Raw genomic sequence first — 20,482 nt, 5'->3', positions numbered from 1 at the left:
GCGCGACCGGCAACGGCGCACAATCGCGGCCATGAACGACACCCGCAGCCGCCAGGCCGACGCCCTGGTGGAAGGCCTGCAACGCGATGCCGGCGGCAAGCTGACGGTCTTTCTCGGCGCCGCCCCGGGCGTCGGCAAGACCTTCCGCATGCTCACCCGCGCCCAGGAACAACTGCGGCGTGGCGTCGACGTGGCCGTGGGGCTGGTCGAGACGCACGGCCGCGGCGATACCGCCGCGCTGCTGGACGGCCTGCCGGTCATCCCGCTGCAACAGGTGGACTACCACGGCCATCGGTTGCAGGAGATGGACCTGGACGCGGTGCTCGCCCGGCACCCGGCGCTGGTGCTGGTCGACGAGCTGGCCCACCGCAACGCCCCCGGCAGCCGCCACGAGCGGCGCTGGCAGGATGTGATGGAGCTGCTCGACGCCGGCATCGACGTCTGGACCACGCTCAACATCCAGCACCTGGAAAGCCTCAACGACGTGGTGATGCGCATCACCGGCGTGCGCGTCACCGAGACGGTGCCCGATGCGGTGTTCGACCGCCTGCACGACATCGTGCTGGTCGACCTGCCGCCGCGCGAGCTGATCGAGCGCCTGCAGCAGGGCAAGGTCTACGTGCCCGAACAGGCCGCGCAGGCACTGCAGGCGTTCTTCTCGCCGGCCAACCTCACCGCGCTGCGCGAACTGGCGATGCAGGAGGCGGCCGACCGCGTGGACAGCAGCCTGCGCGAGACCCGCGCCGCGCGTGGCGAAGGCAACCTGCCGCTCCGCCGTCGCGTGCTGGTGGCCATCGACGGCGGCGGCCGGAGCGAATACCTGGTAAGGGTGGCGCGGCGCATCGCCGAGCGCCGCGATGCGCCATGGACGGTGGTGACCGTGCAGCACCGGCGCCAGGACGAAGCCACGCGTCGCGAGATCGATGCCGCCTTCGCGCTGGCGCGCCGCCTGGGTGGCGACGCCGAGCTGCTGCACGGGCCAGGCATCGCCGACGCGCTGCTGGACTACGCCGCGCACAACGCGGTGTCCGCGCTGGTGCTGGGACGCACACGCGAGCGACCGCTGGCGCGGCTGTTCAACCAGACCCTGACCCAACAGCTGATCCAGCGCGGCGCGCATTACGAGATCACCATCGTCAGCACTCCGCAGGCGCGGGCCCGCGCGCGGCGGGCAGGCCTGTCGCTGGATACCGAAAGCTGGGCCAGGGACGCCGGGCTGGCCCTGCTCGCCACCGGCGTGGCCTGCGTCGCGGCGTGGCTGGGCGAACGCTGGATCGGCCTGAGCGACCTGGCGATGGTGTTCATCGTCGCGGTGGTGCTGGTCGCCGCGCGCACGCGCATGAGCGCGGCGGTACTGGCGGCCACGCTGTGCTTCCTGGCCTACAACTTCTTCTTCATCGCGCCCCGTTTCACTTTCGCCATCAATGCGCGCCAGGGCGTGATCACCGTGTTCCTGTTCCTGGCCGCGGCACTGGTCGCCGGCCGCCTGGCCTCGCGGCTGCGCATGCAGGTGGTGGCACTGCGCGCGGCCAACCGCCACGCCACGCTGCGCCAGGCGCTGGGCCGGCAGCTGGCCGGTGCCGCCGACAACGCGCAGGTCGCGCACGCCGGGCGCGCTGCGCTGGAACAGGCACTGGATGCGCCGGCCTGGGTGCGGTTGGCTGGCGATACCAGCACCAGCGGCAGTGCCGCGCCCGGCGACACCGACCTGGCCGCGGCCGACTGGGCGCTGCGGCATGGCCAGCCGGCCGGCCGCTACACCGACACGCTGGCCGGCGCCGACTGGTGGTTCCTGCCGCTGCTCGACGGCGAAGGCCGGGCCATCGGCGTGGCCGGCCTGCAGTTCGGCCGGCAGCACCCACGCCTGGCACCGGAACAACGGCAGCTGGCCGAGGCCATGGCCGACGACATCGCCCAGGCCGCGCTGCGCACCCAACTGGTCACCGAGCTGGAAACCGCCCACCTGCACAACGAGACCGAACGCCTGCGCTCGGCGCTGCTGTCCTCGGTGTCGCACGACCTGCGCTCGCCGCTGGCGGCCATGATCGGTTCGGCCGACAGCCTGTCCAACTACGCCGAGGCCATGGATGCGGTCGATCGCCGTGCGTTGCTCGACACCATCGTGGTCGAGGGCGAGCGCCTGGACCGCTACATCCAGAACCTGCTGGACATGACCCGGCTCGGCCACGACGGGCTGAAGCTCAACCGCGACTGGATCGGCGTGGACGAACTGATCGGCTCGGCGGCGCGGCGCCTGCAGCGCTACCAGCCCGAGGTGCGGCTCAGCCTGGATATCCCGGCCGACCTTGCACCGATCTGGGTGCATCCGGCGCTGGTCGAGCAGGCGGTGTTCAACGTGATGGAGAACGCCGCCAGGTTCTCCCCGCCCGGCGTTCCCGTGCAGGTGCGTGCACGCCAGCAGGACAGCACGCTGCGCATCGAGGTGATCGACGAAGGCCCGGGCATCCCCGATGCCGAGCGCACGCGCATCTTCGACATGTTCTACAGCGTGGAGCGTGGCGACCGCGGCCGCCAGGGCACCGGCCTGGGCCTGACCATCTGCCAGGGCATGATCGGCGCGCACGGCGGCCACGTCGAAGCGCTGCCTGGGCGCGACGGACGCGGTACGCTGGTGCGCATGACCCTGCCCCTGCTCCAGCCTCATCCGGAGAACCGGCACGACGATGGTTGACGCCCCTGCCATTCCACCGGCGCGCGTGCTGGTGATCGACGACGAAGTGCAGATCCGCCGCTTCCTCGACATCTCGTTGCGCGCGCAGGGATACGCGGTCAGCCAGGCTGCCAGCGGCAGCGAAGGACTGCGCAGGCTGGCCGGCGAGGGCGCCGACCTGGTGATCCTGGACATCGGCCTGCCCGACATGGAAGGCCACGAGGTGCTGGCCGAACTGCGGCAATGGAGCCAGGTGCCGGTGATCATGCTCAGCGTGCGCGCCGGCGAGGCCGAGAAGGTGCGGGCGCTGGACAATGGCGCCAACGACTACGTCACCAAGCCGTTCGGCACGCAGGAGCTGATGGCGCGCGTGCGCGCCCTGCTGCGCGGCCGCAGCGCCGACAGCGAAGGCCAGGTGCCGGTGTTCGACGATGGCTGCCTGCACATCGACCTGGCCCGCCGCGAGGTGCGCGTGGACGGCGCGCCGGTGGCGCTGACGCGCAAGGAATACGCGCTGCTGGCGCTGTTGCTGCGCAACGCAGGGCGCGTGGTCACCCAGCCGCAGATCCTGCAGGAAGTCTGGGGCCCGAGCCATCGCCACGACACGCACTATCTGCGCATCCTGGTTGGCCGGCTGCGTCACAAGCTGGGTGATTCGGCGCTGGCGTCGCGCTACCTGTTCACCGAGCCCGGCATCGGCCTGCGTTTCCGCGTACCGTAGACGGCATCCCGCCGGCACGTTGCAGGTGGCTCCCGGCAGGGTGTTGCGCATCGCGCGTCCGCGCATCGCACGGGCGTCCTGCGGATGCGCGCCAACCGGTCAGAAGCCCAGTTCGGTTCCCGCCGGCAGCACCTGCCGCAGCTGTTCGCGGAACAGTTCCTTGATCCGCTCCAGCGCGGCCTCGTCGTCCGCCTCGAAACGCAGCACCAGCACCGGGGTGGTGTTGGAGGCGCGCACCAGGCCCCAGCCGTCGCTGAAGTCGGCGCGCAGGCCGTCGATGGTGGAGAGGCGGGCGCCGGCGAACGGCGAATCCCCGGCCTGCGCCGCCGCCACGACCAGCGCCACCTGCGCGTGCTGGGTGCCTTCGGCCACCGCCACCTTCAGCTCCGGCGTGGAGACGGCGTCGGGCAATTCATCGAACACCTCGGACGGGTCCTCTTCGCGCTGGGCGAGGATCTCCAGCAGCCGCGCGGCCGCGTACAGGCCGTCGTCGAAGCCGTACCAGCGCTCCTTGAAGAAAAAGTGGCCGCTCATCTCGCCGGCCAGTTCGGCGTCGGTCTCGCGCATGCGCGCCTTGATCAGCGAGTGCCCGGTCTTCCACATCATCGGGCTGCCGCCGTTGCGCAGGATGTAGTCGGACAGCTTGCCGGTGCACTTGACGTCGTAGATCACCATCGCGCCCGGGTTGCGCGCCAGCACGTCGGCGGCGAACAGCATCAGCAGGCGGTCGGCGAACACGATCCTGCCTTCCTTCGTCACCACGCCGAGCCGGTCGCCGTCGCCATCGAAGGCCACGCCCAGGTCGGCGCCGAAACGCTGGACCATCTGCACCAGGTCCTCGAGGTTGTGCGGCTCGCTCGGGTCCGGGTGATGGTTGGGGAACTGCCCGTCCACGTCGCAGTACAGCGGGATCACCTCGGCGCCGATGGCTTCCAGCAGCTGCGGCGCGACCGCGCCGGCGACGCCGTTGCCGGCATCGGCCACCACCTTGAGCGGGCGGTCCAGCTGCACGTCGTCGGCGATGCGCTGCACGTAGTCGGCGACAACCTCGCGCTGCTGCAGCCCGCCCGGCATGTCGGCGCGCTGCAGGCGGCCCTCGGCGATGCGCCGGTACAGGTCGGTGATCGCCTCGCCGGACAGCGTCTCGCCGCCGATGACGATCTTGAAGCCGTTGTAGTCCGGTGGGTTGTGGCTGCCGGTCACCGCCACGCAGCTGCCGGCGCGCAGGTGGTAGGCGGCGAAGTACACCACCGGGGTCGGTGCCATGCCGATGTCGATGACCTCGCAGCCGGCGCGGCGCAGGCCTTCGACCAGCCCCGCGACCAGCTCGGGGCCGGACAGCCTGCCGTCGCGTCCCACCACCACGTCGCGCAGGCCCTGCGCCTGCATCTGGCTGCCGATGGCCTGGCCGATCAGCGTGGCCACGGCCGGGGTCAGCTCGCTGCCGACCACGCCGCGGATGTCGTAGGCGCGGAAGATGCCAGGAACCACCGCCGCGATGTCCGCTTCTACGGCGGCGGGCGTCTGTCCGGCCTCGCGTTCGCGCGCCGCCGCCACCGGCAGCGGCTCCTGCGCCAGCGCTTCGCTCAGGGTGACGCCGTCGTCGGCGACCGCCGGTTCGCCGGCGCGGCGCAGCGCCGGAAGGCGCAGGCGCTTGCGGCCGACCAGCAGCAGCACCGCCGTCGCCAGCATCAGCGCCGCGACCACCGCGCAGGCCACCATGCCGAGCCCGAGCGGGCCTTCGACCGCGTCCGGCACCGCGGCGACCACGCGCAGGTGGGTATCGGCTACTGTCCGGGCCAGCGCGTCGGCGCCATTGCCCAGCGCGGCGTCGCCCTTCTGCAGCACGGTGTAGCCGCCCTGGCGCAGGCCGAGGAAGGCCGCCTCCGGCGACGCCAGCCCGTCGAACACGGCCGACAGCCGGGTCAGCGGCTGGCGCACGTAGGCGACCGCAGGCCGGCCCTGCAGCTGCACCGGGGCGGCCAGGCCCAGGCGCGGCCCGTTGCCGTCGCGCACCACGCGCGCGACCGGCCTGCCCTGGCTCATCGCCAGTTCCAGCAGGGCCAGCCGCGAATAACCGAAGGCGGCCGGATCGGCATAGGCATCGGACAGCGCGCCGTCGAAGACCTGCGCATCGTCCACCCCGTTCCATTTCTCGCGCAGCGCTGCGGCCGCGGCGGCGGCGTCGCCCCCGGCCAGGGCCGTCCTCACCGGCTCCAGCTCGAGCTGCCGGGCGAACTGCGCGGCCTGCGCGGCGATCGCCTTGTGCAGGCCGTCCACCGCCTGGTCGCGCGCCTGCTCCAGCCGGGTGCCGGTATCGGCCTGCTGCCACTGCTGGAAGGCGCTCCAGCCGAACCAGCCGGCCAGCAGCACCAGCAGAACCGCCAGCAATGGCGTCGAGCGGCCCAGCGCGACGCCCGGGCGCCGGCTTTCGTTCCCTTGGCTCATCGTGCGTTTCCCCCGTCAGCGCACTCCGGTGTGGCCGAATCCACCCGTTCCACGCGCACTGTCGACGAAAGTGTCCACCACCTGCAAGGCCACCCGCGCGATGGGCATGATCACCAGCTGCGCGATGCGGTCGCCCGGCTCGATGGTGAAGGTCTCGCGGCCGCGGTTCCAGACGCTGATCAGCAGCGGCCCTTGGTAATCAGCATCGATCAGGCCGGTGCCGTTGCCCAGCACGATGCCGTGGCGGTGGCCCAGGCCCGAGCGCGGCAGCACCACCGCGCACAGGCCCGGGTCGGCGATGTGGATGGCGATACCGCTGGGCAGCAGCGCCGCGTCGCCGGGCTCGAGCGTCATCGGCGCCTCGATCGCCGCGCGCAGGTCCATGCCGGCGCTGGCCTCGGTGGCATAGGCCGGCAGCGGCCAGGCATCGCCGAAGCGGGGGTCCAGCAGCTTCACCTGCAGCGGCTGCAGTGCGGTGTCCGTCTTCATGCGTCCAGTCTCTCCGCGATCAGGTCCAGCAGTTGTTCGGCCAGCTGCGTCTTGGCGGTACCGGGGAATTCGCGGTGGCCGTCGTTCCAGTAGGCGGTGGCCGCGTTCTGGTCGCTCTCGAAGCCGCCACCGGGGATGCCGACCTGGTTGGCGACGATCAGGTCCAGGTGCTTGTCGGCGAGCTTGCCGCGCGCGTACCTCTCCACGTCGTGGGTCTCGGCGGCGAAGCCGACCACCAGCTTCAGCATCTGCTCCTGCGCGGCCACCTCGGCCAGGATGTCCGGGGTACGCACCAGTTCCAGCGTCAGGGTCTGGCTGCCGGCGGTCTTCTTCAGCTTCTGCTGCGCCACCTGGCGCGGCGTGTAGTCGGCCACCGCGGCGGCGCCGATATAGATGTCGGCCGGCAGCGCGGCCAGCACCGCCTCGCGCATCTGCGCGGCCGAACGCACGTCCACGCGCTGCACGCCGGGCGGCGTCGGCAGCTGCACCGGCCCGCTGACCAGCACCACCTGCGCGCCGCGGCGCGCCGCGGCCGCCGCCAGCGAATAGCCCATCTTGCCGCTGGAACGGTTGCCGACGTAGCGCACCGGGTCCAGGTCCTCGTAGGTGGGGCCGGCGCTGATCAGCACGCGCATGCCCTGCAGTCGGTCCGGCGCCGCCGGCGCCAGATTGCCGGCCAGCGCGGCGACGATGGCGTCCGGCTCGCTCAGCCGGCCGGGACCGGATTCGCCCTCGGCCAGCGGCCCATCCTCGGGGCCGACCACCTGCACGCCACGCTCGCGCAGCAGCGCGATGTTGGCCTGCGTGGCCGGGTGCAGCCACATGCGGTGGTTCATCGCCGGGCACACGGTCAGCGGCGCGGTCGTGGCCAGGCACAGTGTGCTGACCAGATCATCGGCATGGCCGTGCGCCAGCCGCGCCAGCAGGTCGGCGGTGGCCGGCGCGATGACCACGCGGTCGGCCCAGCGCGCCAGCTCGATATGGCCCATGGCCTGTTCGGCGGCGCTGTCCCACAGCGTGGTGCGGACCGGCTGCCCGGACAGGGCCTGGAAGCTCAGCGGCGTGACGAACTGCTGCGCGCCATCGGTCATCGCCACCTGCACGCCAGCGCCGGCGTCGCGCAGGCGGCGCACCAGTTCCAGCGATTTGTAGGCGGCGATGCCGCCGCCGACGCACAGCAGCAGCTTCTGTCCGTCCAGCGGCCGCGATGGCGCGTGGACACTATGGGGAAAGCCGGTCACTTGGAAATCCTACCTGCACAAGAATCTTTAGCTTACCCGAAGGGTCCGTGACGACTTATTACCTTGCGCACGGTTCGCGCTCACTCTGTGGCCATGCACATCCGTCACTGGCCCCGCTACGAACGCCCCCGCGAGAAGCTGCTGGCACATGGCGCCCGCGGCCTTTCCGACGCGGAGCTGCTGGCGATCTTCCTGGGCTCGGGCCTGCGCGGCCAGGATGCGATAAGGACCGCCCGCGAGATGCTGCACGCCCACGGGTCGCTGCGGCAGCTGATGGACCTCGGCGCGCGCGAGCTGATGCGGGTGCCGGGGCTGGGCCCGGCCCGCGCCTGCCGGCTGGCCGCGGCGCTGGAGCTGGGCCAGCGCCACCTGGCCGCCGACCTGGAACGCGGCACCACCCTGACCGACCCGGATTCGGCCGGCCGCTATTTCGTCCAGCGGCTGCGGCCCCAGCCCCACGAGGTCTTCGCGGCCCTGTTCCTCGACACCCGGCACCGGGCTCTGGCCTTCGAGGAGCTGTTCCGCGGCACCATCGACAGCGCCGAGGTGTACCCGCGCGAGCTGGTGCGCCGGGGGCTGGCCCACAATGCCGCGGCGGTCATCGTCGGCCACAACCACCCTTCGGGCAGCGCCGAGCCCTCCGCGGCCGACCGCGCCGTCACCCTGCGCCTGCGCGACGCGCTGTCCCTGGTGCAGATCCGGCTGCTGGATCATTTCGTCATCGGCGACGGCCTGCCGGTGTCCCTGGCGGCCCGTGGCTGGATGTAGCCGGGCGCGATCCCGGCGCCTGGCCACGGACTCCGCGGCGGCGCGCGGCGAGCCGGGCCGGCGGCGGCCGGCACCGCCGGTGGAACGCGCAGGCCGGCCGCCATGTGCGTCTCCACACCCGGCAGGTGGCCTGCAACCCGGTCCTGCACCCCGCGTTGACTTCGCTGACCGACGGGCCGGCCCCGGAAGCAGCCACCCCGCCGGTCGGGTAAAATGTGCAGTTCCGCGCTCCAAGCAGACAGTCACGTGAAATCCCTACTCCGCGCCCTGATAGGCCAAGGCATCGAAGCCTTGCGCGCCAACGGCACCCTGCCTGCCGACACCCTGCCGCCGGATTTCGTGGTCGAACGGCCCAAGACCCGCGAGCACGGCGACTTCGCCACCAACGCCGCGATGCTGCTGGCCAAGGCCGCGCGCAGCAATCCACGCGCCGTGGCGCAGGCGCTGGTCGCCGCGCTGCCGCCCAGCGACGACGTCGCCAGCGTCGAGATCGCGGGTCCGGGCTTCATCAACTTCAAGCTGGCGCCGGTGGCGTTCCAGCGCGAGGCGGCCAGCGTGCTGCGCGAGGGTGCCGACTACGGCCGCAACCTCGGCGGCAACGGCCGCAGCGTCGGCGTCGAATATGTCTCGGCCAATCCGACCGGCCCGCTGCACGTCGGCCACGGCCGCGCCGGCGCCATCGGCGACTGCATCGCCCGCGTGCTGGAAGCCAATGGCTGGAACGCCAAGCGCGAGTTCTACTACAACGACGCCGGCGTGCAGATCGAGAACCTGGCCCGCTCGGTGCAGGCGCGCGCGCGCGGCTTCAAGCCGGGCGACGAGCAGTGGCCCGCCGAGGCCTACAACGGCGAATACATCGCCGACGTCGCCAAGGCCTACCTGCTCGGCCAGACCGTCGAGCTGGAAGGCAGCCAGGTGGTCGGTGCCGGCGACGCCGAGGACATCGAGGCCATCCGCCGCTTCGCCGTGGCCTACCTGCGCAACGAGCAGAACCAGGACCTGGCCGCGTTCGGCGTGGATTTCGACATCTACTTCCTGGAAAGCTCGCTGTACAAGGACGGCAAGGTCGCCGAGGCGGTGGACCAGCTGGTCGCCTCCGGCCACACCTACGAGGAAGGCGGCGCGCTGTGGCTGCGCAGCACCGACTTCGGTGACGACAAGGACCGCGTGATGCGCAAGTCCGACGGCACCTACACCTACTTCCTGCCGGACGTCGCCTACCACCTGAGCAAGTGGCAGCGCGGCTACGAACGCGCCATCACCGAACTGGGCGCCGACCACCACGGCTCGCTGGCGCGCGTGCGCGCCGGCCTGCAGGCGCTGGGCGTGGGCATCCCTCAGGGCTGGCCGGAATACGTGCTGCACCAGATGGTGACGGTGATGCGCGGCGGCGAGGAAGTGAAGCTGTCCAAGCGCGCCGGCAGCTACCTGACCCTGCGCGACCTGATCGACGAAGTCGGCAGCGATGCCGTGCGCTGGTTCCTGATCGCGCGCAAGCCCGATTCGCAGCTCACCTTCGACATCGACCTGGCCCGCCAGCAGAGCAACGACAACCCGGTGTTCTACGTGCAGTACGCCCATGCGCGCGTCTGCTCGCTGCTGCGCCAGGCGCAGGAGAAGGGCCTGGATTACGACCAGGCGCAGGGCCTGGCCGCGCTGGCGCAGCTGGACGACGCCGCCTCGCTGGAGCTGATGAACGAGATCTCGCGTTACCCGGAAGTGGTCGAAGCCGCCGGCGTATCGCTGGAACCGCACCTGGTCGCGCAGTACCTGCGTGAATTGGCGCACGCCTTCCACACGTGGTATCACGGGACGCCGGTGCTGGTGGACGATGCGGCCGCACGCAACGCCCGGCTCGCCCTTGCCTGCGCGGCCCGCCAGACGCTCGCCAACGGCCTGGGCCTGCTCGGCGTGAGCGCACCGGAAAAGATGTAAGCAAGGAGAAGTGGCAGAAATGGCAGCACGACGCGGCAAGAGCCAGGCCCGGCGCAACAGCGGCAACGGCACGCCCGGCTGGGTATGGCTGGTCGCCGGTGCGGCGATCGCGGCGGTGGTGTTCCTGGCTGCCCCGAACCTGTTCAAGAAGGACGGCGACGGCTTCCTTCGCGTAGGCCCGCAACCCAATCCGGACGCGCAGCCGGCGCCGGTCGCCGATGCCGACATCGATGCCGGCGCGGACCTGCCGCGTCCGGCCGCGCGCGACGGTGCGACGCCGGCGGAGAAACCGGCCGCGACCCAGTACGACTTCTATACGCTGCTGCCGGGCAAGGAAGTGCAGATGTCCGACGCCGAACTGGCCGCCAGCGCCCGCGCCGAGGAACAGCGCCGCGCCCAGGCCGCGCGTGCAGCGCAGACCAGCGAAGCCCAGCGCGCGCAGGCCGCACTGGAAGGTCGTGCCGTGCCGCCGGCCGCAGCACCGTTGCCGGCGCCGATCAGCGAGGCGCCGCGCCAGGCAGTGGCCAGCGAAAGCACGCCCGCCCGTACCGCTGCGGCCACCACCGCGACGCCCGCCGCTGCGGACAGCGCGCCGAAGCGGCCTGAACCGGCGGCACCGGCGAATGTCGCGACCAGCGACAACGTCCGCTACATCCTCCAGGCCGGCGCCTTCGGCGCTTCCGGCGACGCCGAGGCGACCAAGGCCAAGCTGGCGATGATGGGCCTGGCCGCGCGCGTGGAATCGGCGCAGATCAACGGCAACACCGTCTACCGCGTGCGCATGGGGCCGTACGGCACCGCCAGCGAACTGGCCGAGGCCAAGGCCAAGCTCAACGGCAGCGGCCTGCAGGCCATGGCGATCAAGGCGCAGTGAAGTCGCCTACGGCGGCTTCACCCCAAAGTTTGTGAAACAAACTTTGGGCCCCGTGCCAGTTACCCCCACAACCCCGCGCCTGTCGGCGCGCCCCCTTGACTCAAGGGGGCTGTTTCCTTCGGTAGGTGGGCGGCGAACGTCTTGGCAGCATCGCGGGACCACACCGCGTAGGAGCGACTTCAGTCGCGATGGCTTTCCGGCAGCTTCGCCCAGAGCTTGCGACGCAAACCTTCGGCTGCGTATCCGTCACCCCTCGACCTCGCGCTTGTCGGCACACATCCTTGACTCCGGGGGTCGGGGCCCGGTCGGCCCACCGTAGGTGCGGGGCTCGCCCCGCACGGGGCTTGACGAAAATTCCTCATGCGGGGCAAGCCCCGCATCTACGATGCACCCGCGTCTCATGGTGGGAAAACGAAGGCGTAGCGAAATGGTCTATGGCGGCTTCGCCCCAGATCTGTGAAACAAACTGGGGGTCCTCGTGCCCGTCACCGCTACAACTCTGGTCTGCCAGTGCCATTACTCCAAGGGTTGGTTATTCGGTGGGTGGCGGCGAGCGCCCCTTACAGCCAGCGCGGGACCACATCCCGCAGGAGCGACTTCAGTCGCGACAGCTTTCCGGCCAGCTGCTTCAGCCATGCGCAGGTGAGACCTGCTCCCCGCAGCGGCAGTTCCGCTCCCCTCCCCGACGCCATGTGCGCATCGGGCCAAACAGGCAGGGACAGGACATGCCGGCGCCACGACCCCGCGAAGGTGCGAAAATCGATGGCCCCTTCCCCTGGAAATCCGCCATGTCCAAGACCGTCCTGATCACCGGCGCCACGTCCGGCTTCGGTGCCGCTGCCGTCCGTCGTTTTGCCGGGGCCGGCTGGAAGGTGATCGCCACCGGCCGCCGCACCGCGCGCCTGCAGCCGCTGGTGGACGAGTTCGGCGCGGACACGGTGCACGCCGCGGTCTTCGACATCCGCGACGCCGCGGCGATGGAAGCGGCGCTGGCGGCGTTGCCGGCCGCGTTCCGCGGCATCGATCTGCTGGTCAACAACGCCGGGCTGGCGCAGGGCACCGCCGCCGCCCAGCACGCCAGCCTGGAAGACTGGCGCACGATGATCGACACCAACGTCACCGCGCTGGTCACCCTCACCCATCGCCTGCTGCCGCAGCTGATCGAGCGCCGCGGCGCGATCATCAACATCAGCTCCACTGCCGCCATCTATCCGTATCCGGGCGGCAACGCCTACGGCGGCACCAAGGCCTTCGTCAGCCAGTTCTCGCTGGGCCTGCGCGCCGACCTGCACGGCACCGGCGTGCGCGTGACCGCGATCGAGCCCGGCATGGCCGAGACCGAATTCACCCTGGTGCGCACCCACGGCAACCAGGCCGCCTCGGACCAGCTCTACAAGGGCGCCAACCCGATGACCGCGCAGGACATCGCCGAGCAGATCTTCTGGGTCGCCAGCCTGCCGCCGCACCTGAACGTCAACCGCCTGGAACTGATGCCGGTCAGCCAGTCGTTCGCCGGTTTCCAGGTCGCGCGCGAAAGCTGAGTCCCCCGCCGGCCTGCACGCCAGCGGCGTTCAGGCCGGCGCTCCGGCGGCATGGATGCGGTAGCCGTTCTTGCCGCCGCCCTTGATCTGGTACATGGCCCGGTCAGCGCATTCCAGCAGCTCGGCCAGCGTATCGCCGTGCAGCGGATACAGGCTCACGCCGATGCTCGCGCCCAGCACGTACTCGCGCCCCTCCACCAGCAGCGGCGCGGTGAACTCGCGCAGCAGCTTCCGCGCGATGCCGTGGGCGTGGTCCGCATCTTCCAGCTGGGTGCAGATGGCGACGAACTCGTCGCCGCCGATGCGGGCGCAGATGTCGGTGCTGCGCGTGGACTGGCGCAGGCGCGCGGCCAGCAGCTTGAGCACCTCGTCGCCGATGCGGTGCCCGGCGCGGTCGTTGACCGGCTTGAAATTGTCCACGTCGATGTAGATGACCGCGGCCAGCTGGTGCGGGCGATGCGCCAAGACCAGCGCGTTCTCGAACAGCGTGCGCATGTAACGCTGGTTGCTCAGGCCGGTCAGCGGGTCCTGGAAGGCCATGTCCAGCGCCTTCGATTCGGCTTCCAACAGGCGCTTCTGGAAACTGCGCAGCACCGCGGCGAGCAGCGAGAAGTACTGCACCAGCACCAGCAGCGCGCCGAGCAGGAAGCCGTACACGAACCACCCCGGCACGCGCTCGATGATGGCGAAGGCGCAGGCCCAGTGCAGGGCGAGCAGGCCGCTGGACACGGCGGTGATGGTGAGCAGGCGCCGGTCGAGCTGGTCGCGCCGGGTCCACGCGATCCAGGCGGCGGCAGCCAGCATCCCGGCGTTGAACAGCGCTACGCCGGCGCCGCGCAGCAGCGGCGGGAACGACCAAGCCCAGGCCGCGAGTATCCAGACCTCGACCGCGAAGGTGGCCACCAGCAGGTCGCGCAATCGCAGCGGCACGTCGAAGAACCGCACCAGTCCGATCAGCAGGCAGGATTTCTCGACCACGTTCAGCGCGGTGTACACCGACACGATGGCGGTGCGCCCGTGGTACTCGTCCAGCAGGACGACGAAGACCAGCCGGGAAGCGAGCGCGAACAGCATCGCTCCGGCCCACCAGCCGGCGCCGGGGTTGATCCGCGGCGTTCGCCGCACCCACAGGAACAGCAGGAAAAAAACGAAATAGACGGTCGAGCCGATCGTATGGACGATCTCGTACGGCATGCGGCACCCTCTGTTGTGCCTTTCCACACGAAGGTGCGGCCCATACCGGGCTGGCTCCGTCCCGGTGAGGTGCCGCTTCCTCCGTTCCCCGACAGCCACTATCGACCCAATCCGGGCCGTCTAGCAAGACGTCACATCAGGGAAGCCGCAGGGCGGCGCATGCCGCCCTGCGGTAGCCGGCCCACTACGGTTTCCCGCAGCACCGCTCAGCCCAGCGGTTCGTCCGACAGGCAGGTGTAGCCGGTGAGGCCGGCTTCCAGCGCCGCGTCCAGCTCGGCCGCGCGCAGGTCGTCCAGGCGGAAGGGGTCGGCGCGGACGCGGTGCACGCCGCGCTCTTCGACCGACTCAGTACAACGAAGCCTGCACCGTCACGCCCAGCCAGCGCGGGATGCCCGGCTTGTACGAGTTCCAGGTCAGCGGCACGCCGGTGTCCTGGTCGAACAGGTTCCTGGCCACCAGGCTGATCGCGAAGCGGCCGTCCTGGCGCCCCAGCCCGATCGAGAAGTCGGTAGTGCCGAGCGGGTCGGTCTTCGCATACCGCGACAGCAGCGTATCGGTGTAGTAGCTGCTCTGGTAGTTGTAGTTGAGGTTCGACTGCAATGCCCATACCTGCCCTAGCGGGTACGAGAAGTCGGCGAACAGGTTGCCGCTGACCTTCGGCGCACCCGGCAGGGTCTTGCCGGTGGCATCGTAGTACGGGCCGGCCGGATTGCCGCCGCCCAGCTCGGCCGGGTTCGGTGCGCGCGGGAAACTGCGGTAGGTCGCGTCCGTGTACGCACCGGAGAAACGCAGCGTGGTGTACGGGATGCCGAAGTAGGCCACGTCCAGCTCCAGGCCGCGGGTGCGCACCCTGGGCACGTTGCCGAGCGCGGCCACGTAGGCCGGCTTGCCGTCGTTGTTCAGCGCGGTCTGCACTTCGTCGTAGACGAAGGTGTTCTGGATGTAATCGTCGATGTCCTGCAGGAACACCGTACCGGCCAGCGACAGCGTGTCATCGAGCAGCAGCGACTTGAAGCCCAGCTCCCAGGCCTGGGTGGACTCGGCCTTGGCCGGCACCGATTTTCCTCCCAGCGCGGTGGCGCCGACGATCTGGGTGATGCCCGGCTTCTCGCCGTAGCGGTAGGAGCCGTACACGGTCAACGCATCGTTGATGCGGTAGTTCGCACCGAGCACACCGCTGAACAGCGTCTCCTCGTACTCCGGCGCGGCGACCTCAAGGTAGGAGCTGCCGATGCGGCCGGCGCGGATCGCCTTGGCTGCAGCCACCTGCTGGCGTTGCTTCGCACTCAACGCACCGTACGTCGCCACGCCGAAGTACTTCTGCGCAACCAGGTCCGCCAACGCCAGCTGCGCTGCGTTGTTGCCCGTTGCGAGGTTGCCGGATGCATCGTTGGCAAAGCCGTTGTAGACGACGTTGTTGACCTTTGCCGGGTTCAGTTCCCCGGCAAAGCCGTCGGCGAGGATACCGCTGCCGGCGTGGGTATTACGGGTCTCGCGGCTGACACGCAGGCCCGCGTTGACGCTGAAGTCATCGGTGACGTCCCACTTCAGGTTGGAGTAAGCCACCAACGATCTGTTGTCGTAGCGCTCCTTGCGCTGGGTGATCAACCCATAGGTTGAATTGAACAGCAACAGCCGGCCGGCGGCGTCCACCGCATTGGGCAGCGCCGGGTTGATCGGGTCGAGCAGAGCGTACTGCGCGGCGTTGGCGTAGTAGGCGCCAGCGTCGGTGCCATAACGCTCGGTCTGGCTGTAGTTGGGGAACTTGCCGTGGAAATAGAAGCCACCGGCGCGCAGGCTCAGGCCATCGCTCAGCTGGCTGTCCAGGCGCAGTTCCTGGCTGAGCTGCTCGAAGCTGGTCTGGGTGCCGCGCGGGGCGCGCAACCATTCGAAGCCGGTATGCGAGCCCGCACCCTGCGAGAAGTCGTAGTCACGCCAGCCGGTGATCGAGGTCAGCGTGGTGGCATCACTGAGCTTGTAGGCGAGGTTGGCGGTGACACCGGCGGTCTTGTAGGTGTTCGGGTACTCGCCGATGGTGTTGACGCGCGGGCGGTAGTAATCGTCGATGGTGTAGTCCGGGTTCTGCGCGAACCAGCGGCGCTGCAGCTTGCCGAACACGTCCTCGGCGTAGTTCACCTGCCCCGGCTGGCCGGTGACCGGATTGGTCCAGTCGTAGGTGGCCGGCGTCCTGGTGTTGAACCAGAAGCAGTTTTCGCAGATCTCGCGGCCCTTCGGGGTGACGTCCACCGACAGGTTGGCTTCCAGGCGGTCATTCGGGGCGAACAACAACTGCGCGCGCACGTTGGTGCGGTCGGTGTTGCGCCAGCTGTAGTGCGTGTCGTTGGCATTGTCGAACGGGCCATCGGCCGCTTCGCGGTTCACGCTCAGGCGGTACGCCAGCTTCTGGTCGATGAGGGCGCCGCCCACCACCGCGGTGGCGATGGTGGTGTTGCGCTCACCCAGCGTGATCGCAGCGCGCGCTTCGGGAGTAAAGCTGGGCTTGCGGGTGGTGATCTCCACGCGCCCCACGTTGGCCGCGCGCCCGCCTTCGGTGCCGTTGGGCCCCCGCACCACCTGCACCGATTCGATGTCCAGGTAGTTGCTCAGCGCGGAGATCGCATTGATGCCGTGACCGACGCCGTCAACGCTGACGCCGACGCTGGGTTCGAGCACGCCGGCGCCGGCGGCCCAACCCACGCCGCGCACGAAGATCGAGGCGGTGTTGGGGTTCTGCCAGGAGGTGCGCACGTTGCCGATGCGATTGACGATGTCGCGGAAATTGTTGACGTGGAACTTTTCCAGTTCCTCGCCGGTAACCGCCGAGATCGACGCCGGCTGCTGCTTGATCTGCTCGCTCTTGACGATCACCGCATCCAGCAGCGCGGCGTCGCCGGAGCCCGAAGCAGTTACCGGATCGATCGGTGCCTGCGCGGCGGCGCTCGGCGGCGCCGTGGTGCCGACTTCCGGTGGGAGGCCTGCCGCCTGGCGAAGGCGCGCGATCTCGGCCTTCAACTGCGCGTTCTCACGTTGCAGCTGTTCGGCCGATTGCGCATGGGCCTGCGACGGTGACACCACAGCGGCCAGCGCGGCGACGATCACGCAGGCAAGTACGGAACGTGCAGGCAGTTGACTGCTGCGCCCCGCGACAACGGGACTGATGGTCTTGCGATGATGCTCGGGCTGGGACTGCATCCGTACACTTCCTCTGATCGGGCTGAGCGACGGATGCTAGGAACTCGTTCACGCGCTGAATAATGACGGCGTCGCATGAGATCCTGCGGTCGGCGGTATCAGCCCGCAAGGGGAGGCCAGCGGTATAACAGCATCGCCATCGGCTATTTCCGCGCATTCATCGCAGCGTGGAAAGTCGGCAGTCTTCCGGCCATCCGGCCCATCGCGGAGTCCTGCCTGTCATGCCCATCGCACGCCCGTTGTTCCTTGCCCTCACCGCAACCGTGCTGTCCACGGCATTGCTGCTGCCACCGGCGTCGGCGGCGCAGTCGAGCACGCCGTTGCGCGACTACCTGGTCGAGAAGAAGGCCGCCATCCAGACGCAATCGGCGCAGAATGGCGTGCCCATCGCCATCCACACCAAGGTCACCGCCGAAAGCCGCTCCGGCGTGCGCCGGCTGCGCATCGGGCCAACCGGAACCTTCCAGTACCTCAGCGACAGTGGTCGCGACTACGCCGGCTACAACCTGGGCGCGGGTTCATGGGATTCGCTGGTGGGCGTGCTGTCCAGCGCCATCGCCGACGAATACCTGGTGCAGGCGGCGGCAGCGAACATCCCGATCGACGGGCTGGACGTGGTGTTCACCAGCATCCCCAAGCGCAAGAGCGCCAACCTCAGCTACCCGAACAACCTTTCCTACGTGGCCTACATCGACTCGCCGGCCACCGATGCGCAGCTGCAGGCGCTCAAACGCAGCGTCCACGAGCAATCCCCGGCGATCAACCTGGTGACGCAAGCGCAACCGATCAGCCGCATCGAAGTGGAGTACATCCAGACCCCGGCCACGCGTGACCCCAACCTGCCGCCGGGCCTGCGCGACTTCATCACCCAGGAGAAGCGACCTGCCGTGCTGGCCAAACAGCGCGAAGCCGCGTCGGGCGCGCCGGCCGCCGCCGAGACGCTGGTCGCACGTGCGCACGTCGAACCGCACACCGGCCTGCGCCAGGTGTTCATCGGCAAGGACGGGTATCACCTGCAACTGCACGACAGCGCGGCGGGCCTGCTCGGCTACGGACTGGCACCGACCGCCGAGGAGCACCTGATCGGCGTCACCACCACCTGCCCCACGCACATCTTTGAAGTGCAGGCCGGTGCGCGCAACGTGCTGCTGGACTCGCTGGAAGTCACCGCCAACGCCGAACTGACCCCTCGCTTCGGCAGGAACGTGAACGGCCCGGCGCGCTTCCACAACATCCGCTACACCGCGCGGATCGAGTCGCCGGCGTCGGAGCAGGAGATCCTGGCGCTGCGCGATGCGGTCGAGGAAACCTGCCCGCTGTACAACCTGGTCAAGGATGAGCAGACGCTGGAGGGCAGCGTCGTCCACGGCGCCTTCAAGGGCAGCTGAGCCGCATCCGCGCGGACAGCCCGATGATGCAGAGACGGCGGCGCAAGCCGCCGTCCTCCTGTATTCGGATGCAGGAAACGAAAACGCCCCCTCCCGCATGCGGAAGGGGGCGCATCCACCACACCGCTCAGCCCAGCAGTTCGTCCGACAGGTAGGTGTAGCCGGTGAGGCCGGCTTCCAGCGCCGCGTCCAGCTCGGCCGCGCGCGCGGCCGGCAGGTTGGCGGCGGCCACGCGCTGGCGGTAGGCCGCGCGCAGGTCGTCCAGCCGGTAGCCGACGTAGTCGAGCATCACGTCGGTGGTGTCGCCGCGGCGCTGCTGGGCGATACGGTAGCCGCTGCCGTCGACGGTGACTTCCACCGCGTCGGTGTCGCCGAACAGGTTGTGGATGTCGCCGAGGATTTCCTGGTAGGCGCCGACCAGGAAGAAACCGATGCGGTAGCTCTCGCCGTGGCGCAGCGCGTGCAGCGGCAGCGAGCTGTCCAGGCTCTCGTTCTCTACGTAGGTCTCGACCATGCCATCGGAATCGCAGGTCATGTCGGCGACGATGCCGCGACGGTCCGGGCGCTCGTCCAGGCGTTCGATCGGCACGATCGGGAACACCTGGTCGATGGCCCACACGTCCGGGATCGACTCGAACACGCTGAAATTGACGAAGTACTTGTCCACCAGCCGCTCGTTCAGCTCGTCCAGCACCGGGCGGTGGCTCTTCTCGTCGTAGATCAGGCGCGCACGCACGCCGTTGGCGATGGCGTAGAACAGGTCGTCGATGCGCGCGCGCTGCGGCAGGTCGATCTGGCCCAGCGCGTAGGCGCTCAGGCCCTCGGCATGGAAGTGCTGCGCCTCGTGGAACAGCTCCACCGCCGGGCGCACGTCCAGTTCGTCGTGGATCTCGCGCAGGTGGCGGATCGCCGCCGGCTCGTCATCGTGCGCTTCCGGCACGCGGCCTTCCGGCGCCTGCTCCACCTCGGCCACATTGGCGATCAGCACCGCGTGGTGCGCGGTCATCGCGCGGCCGCATTCGGTGACGATGCGCGGCTGCGGCAGGCCGTGGGCCTCGCAGGCCTCGGCCAGCGGCTGCACGATGTTGCTGGCGTAGGAATTGAGCCCGTAGTTGATCGAGCAGTAGCTGCGCGAACGGGTGCCTTCGTAGTCGATGCCCAGGCCGCCGCCGACGTCGACGTGACTGATCTTCGCGCCCAGACGCGAAAGCTCTATGAAGTAGCGGGTGGCCTCGCGCATGCCGTTGGCGATGTCGCGCACGTTGCTGATCTGGCTGCCCATGTGGAAGTGCAACAGGTTCAGGCAGTCGGCGTACTCGGTGTCGCGCAGCGACTTCCACAGGTCCAGCAGCTGGCGCGGCGACAGCCCGAACTTGGCCTTGTCGCCGCCGCTGTTCTGCCACTTGCCCGCGCCCAGCGAGGCCAGGCGCATGCGCACGCCGATGCCCGGCTTGACGTCCAGCGCGCGGGATTCCTCCAGCACCAGCTTCAGCTCGGACGGCTTCTCGATGACGATGAAGGTCTGCAGGCCCAGCTTGCGGCCGATCAGCGCCAGGCGGATGTACTCGCGGTCCTTGTAACCGTTGCAGACGATCAGCCCGCCCGGGCGCGACAGCGCCAACACGGCCATCAGTTCCGGCTTGGAACCGGCTTCCAGGCCGAAGCCCTCGCCGTGGTGGCTGGCCAGGGTGCCGGCCACGCCGCGGTGCTGGTTGACCTTGATCGGGTACACGGCGGTGTAACCGCCGGTGTAGTCCCAGTCGTGCTGGGCCTGGGCGAACGCGGCCTGCAGCTTGCCCAAGCGCTGGCCCAGGATGTCCGGGAAACGCACCAGCAGCGGCAGCTTGGCGCCGGCGGCGCGGGCCGAATCGACGATTTCCGGCAACGACACGGCCGGGCCCTGCGCGCCGGTGGGGCGCACCACGACGTGCCCGGCGGCATCGACATCGAAATAACCGTCGGACCAGTGCGGGATCGAATAGGTCTTGCGGGCCTGGTCGAGGGACCAATCGCTCATCGG

Annotated in this window: 13 protein-coding genes; 7 read left to right on the top strand and 6 right to left on the bottom strand. The window is 69.6% G+C overall.

Going from position 1 to position 20,482, the window contains the following annotated elements; translation table 11 throughout:
* The first annotated feature begins 31 nt into the window (after positions 1-31).
* On the top strand, positions 32-2,692 hold the full coding sequence (locus ABTV91_RS03850; RefSeq protein ID WP_433853313.1) for an ATP-binding protein: 2,661 nt from the start codon (positions 32-34) through the stop codon (positions 2,690-2,692).
* Positions 2,685-3,392 carry a response regulator transcription factor gene (locus tag ABTV91_RS03845; protein WP_433853312.1) on the top strand — a complete coding sequence of 236 codons (708 nt, stop codon included), beginning with the start codon at positions 2,685-2,687 and terminating at the stop codon, positions 3,390-3,392. The genes ABTV91_RS03850 and ABTV91_RS03845 overlap by 8 nt, the downstream gene beginning before the upstream one ends.
* A 99-nt stretch (positions 3,393-3,491) precedes the next feature.
* Here ABTV91_RS03845 and ABTV91_RS03840 read toward each other — a convergent pair whose 3' ends face one another.
* Genes ABTV91_RS03840 through coaBC form a run of 3 tightly spaced genes read right to left on the bottom strand, consistent with a single transcriptional unit; the run spans position 3,492 to position 7,570 of the window.
* The gene (locus ABTV91_RS03840) at positions 3,492-5,840 is read right to left on the bottom strand and encodes a phosphomannomutase/phosphoglucomutase (protein WP_433853311.1); all 2,349 of its coding nucleotides are present in this window, start codon (positions 5,838-5,840) and stop codon (positions 3,492-3,494) included.
* Positions 5,841-5,855: 15 nt separating this feature from the next.
* Positions 5,856-6,329 (bottom strand): dUTP diphosphatase, encoded by a 474-nt coding sequence (gene dut, locus ABTV91_RS03835; RefSeq protein WP_433853310.1) that lies wholly within the window; start codon positions 6,327-6,329, stop codon positions 5,856-5,858.
* On the bottom strand, positions 6,326-7,570 hold the full coding sequence (gene coaBC, locus ABTV91_RS03830; protein ID WP_433853309.1) for a bifunctional phosphopantothenoylcysteine decarboxylase/phosphopantothenate--cysteine ligase CoaBC: 1,245 nt from the start codon (positions 7,568-7,570) through the stop codon (positions 6,326-6,328). The genes dut and coaBC overlap by 4 nt, the downstream gene beginning before the upstream one ends.
* Before the next feature lie 93 nt (positions 7,571-7,663).
* Between coaBC and radC the strand changes: the two genes are divergently transcribed.
* The 4 genes from radC to ABTV91_RS03810 all read left to right on the top strand — a co-directional run bounded on the left by radC (position 7,664) and on the right by ABTV91_RS03810 (position 12,688).
* Positions 7,664-8,338: a RadC family protein gene (gene radC / locus ABTV91_RS03825; RefSeq protein ID WP_433853308.1), complete on the top strand. Its 675-nt coding sequence runs from the start codon at positions 7,664-7,666 to the stop codon at positions 8,336-8,338.
* 246 nt (positions 8,339-8,584) lie between these two features.
* Positions 8,585-10,273, top strand: a complete 1,689-nt coding sequence (argS, locus tag ABTV91_RS03820) for an arginine--tRNA ligase (RefSeq protein WP_433853307.1) — start codon at positions 8,585-8,587, stop codon at positions 10,271-10,273.
* Between the two features lie 19 nt (positions 10,274-10,292).
* Entirely contained in the window at positions 10,293-11,147 is an 855-nt protein-coding gene (locus tag ABTV91_RS03815; protein ID WP_433853306.1) for an SPOR domain-containing protein, read from the top strand.
* Positions 11,148-11,935: 788 nt separating this feature from the next.
* Positions 11,936-12,688 carry an SDR family NAD(P)-dependent oxidoreductase gene (locus ABTV91_RS03810; RefSeq protein WP_433853305.1) on the top strand — a complete coding sequence of 251 codons (753 nt, stop codon included), beginning with the start codon at positions 11,936-11,938 and terminating at the stop codon, positions 12,686-12,688.
* Positions 12,689-12,718: 30 nt separating this feature from the next.
* Here the strand turns inward: ABTV91_RS03810 and ABTV91_RS03805 are convergent, their stop codons facing one another.
* Together ABTV91_RS03805 and ABTV91_RS03800 are read right to left on the bottom strand one after the other, a co-directional pair.
* Entirely contained in the window at positions 12,719-13,882 is a 1,164-nt protein-coding gene (locus ABTV91_RS03805) for a diguanylate cyclase domain-containing protein (protein WP_433853304.1), read from the bottom strand.
* Positions 13,883-14,227: 345 nt separating this feature from the next.
* On the bottom strand, positions 14,228-17,074 hold the full coding sequence (locus ABTV91_RS03800; protein WP_433853303.1) for a TonB-dependent receptor: 2,847 nt from the start codon (positions 17,072-17,074) through the stop codon (positions 14,228-14,230).
* A 221-nt stretch (positions 17,075-17,295) separates the two neighbouring features.
* Between ABTV91_RS03800 and ABTV91_RS03795 the strand changes: the two genes are divergently transcribed.
* Positions 17,296-18,462 carry an OsmC family protein gene (locus ABTV91_RS03795; RefSeq protein WP_433853302.1) on the top strand — a complete coding sequence of 389 codons (1,167 nt, stop codon included), beginning with the start codon at positions 17,296-17,298 and terminating at the stop codon, positions 18,460-18,462.
* 127 nt (positions 18,463-18,589) lie between these two features.
* Here the strand turns inward: ABTV91_RS03795 and speA are convergent, their stop codons facing one another.
* Positions 18,590-20,479 (bottom strand): arginine decarboxylase, encoded by a 1,890-nt coding sequence (speA, locus tag ABTV91_RS03790; protein ID WP_433853301.1) that lies wholly within the window; start codon positions 20,477-20,479, stop codon positions 18,590-18,592.
* Between the last annotated feature and the right edge of the window lie 3 nt (positions 20,480-20,482).

The sequence above is a fragment of the Stenotrophomonas nitritireducens genome (genome assembly GCF_050984405.1).
GTDB lineage: Bacteria > Pseudomonadota > Gammaproteobacteria > Xanthomonadales > Xanthomonadaceae > Stenotrophomonas > Stenotrophomonas nitritireducens_B.
This window is presented reverse-complemented; position numbering and strand designations above follow the sequence as displayed.

Excerpts from the sequence above, each read along its gene's own strand:
- ABTV91_RS03800 (WP_433853303.1), bottom strand. The coding sequence starts at position 17,074 with ATGCAGTCCCAGCCCGAGCATCATCGCAAGACCATCAGTCCCGTTGTC.
- ABTV91_RS03810 (WP_433853305.1), top strand. The coding sequence starts at position 11,936 with ATGTCCAAGACCGTCCTGATCACCGGCGCCACGTCCGGCTTCGGTGCC.
- ABTV91_RS03850 (WP_433853313.1), top strand. The coding sequence starts at position 32 with ATGAACGACACCCGCAGCCGCCAGGCCGACGCCCTGGTGGAAGGCCTG.
- radC (WP_433853308.1), top strand. The coding sequence starts at position 7,664 with ATGCACATCCGTCACTGGCCCCGCTACGAACGCCCCCGCGAGAAGCTG.
- dut (WP_433853310.1), bottom strand. The coding sequence starts at position 6,329 with ATGAAGACGGACACCGCACTGCAGCCGCTGCAGGTGAAGCTGCTGGAC.
- speA (WP_433853301.1), bottom strand. The coding sequence starts at position 20,479 with ATGAGCGATTGGTCCCTCGACCAGGCCCGCAAGACCTATTCGATCCCG.
- ABTV91_RS03815 (WP_433853306.1), top strand. The coding sequence starts at position 10,293 with ATGGCAGCACGACGCGGCAAGAGCCAGGCCCGGCGCAACAGCGGCAAC.
- ABTV91_RS03840 (WP_433853311.1), bottom strand. The coding sequence starts at position 5,840 with ATGAGCCAAGGGAACGAAAGCCGGCGCCCGGGCGTCGCGCTGGGCCGC.
- ABTV91_RS03845 (WP_433853312.1), top strand. The coding sequence starts at position 2,685 with ATGGTTGACGCCCCTGCCATTCCACCGGCGCGCGTGCTGGTGATCGAC.
- ABTV91_RS03795 (WP_433853302.1), top strand. The coding sequence starts at position 17,296 with ATGCCCATCGCACGCCCGTTGTTCCTTGCCCTCACCGCAACCGTGCTG.
- ABTV91_RS03805 (WP_433853304.1), bottom strand. The coding sequence starts at position 13,882 with ATGCCGTACGAGATCGTCCATACGATCGGCTCGACCGTCTATTTCGTT.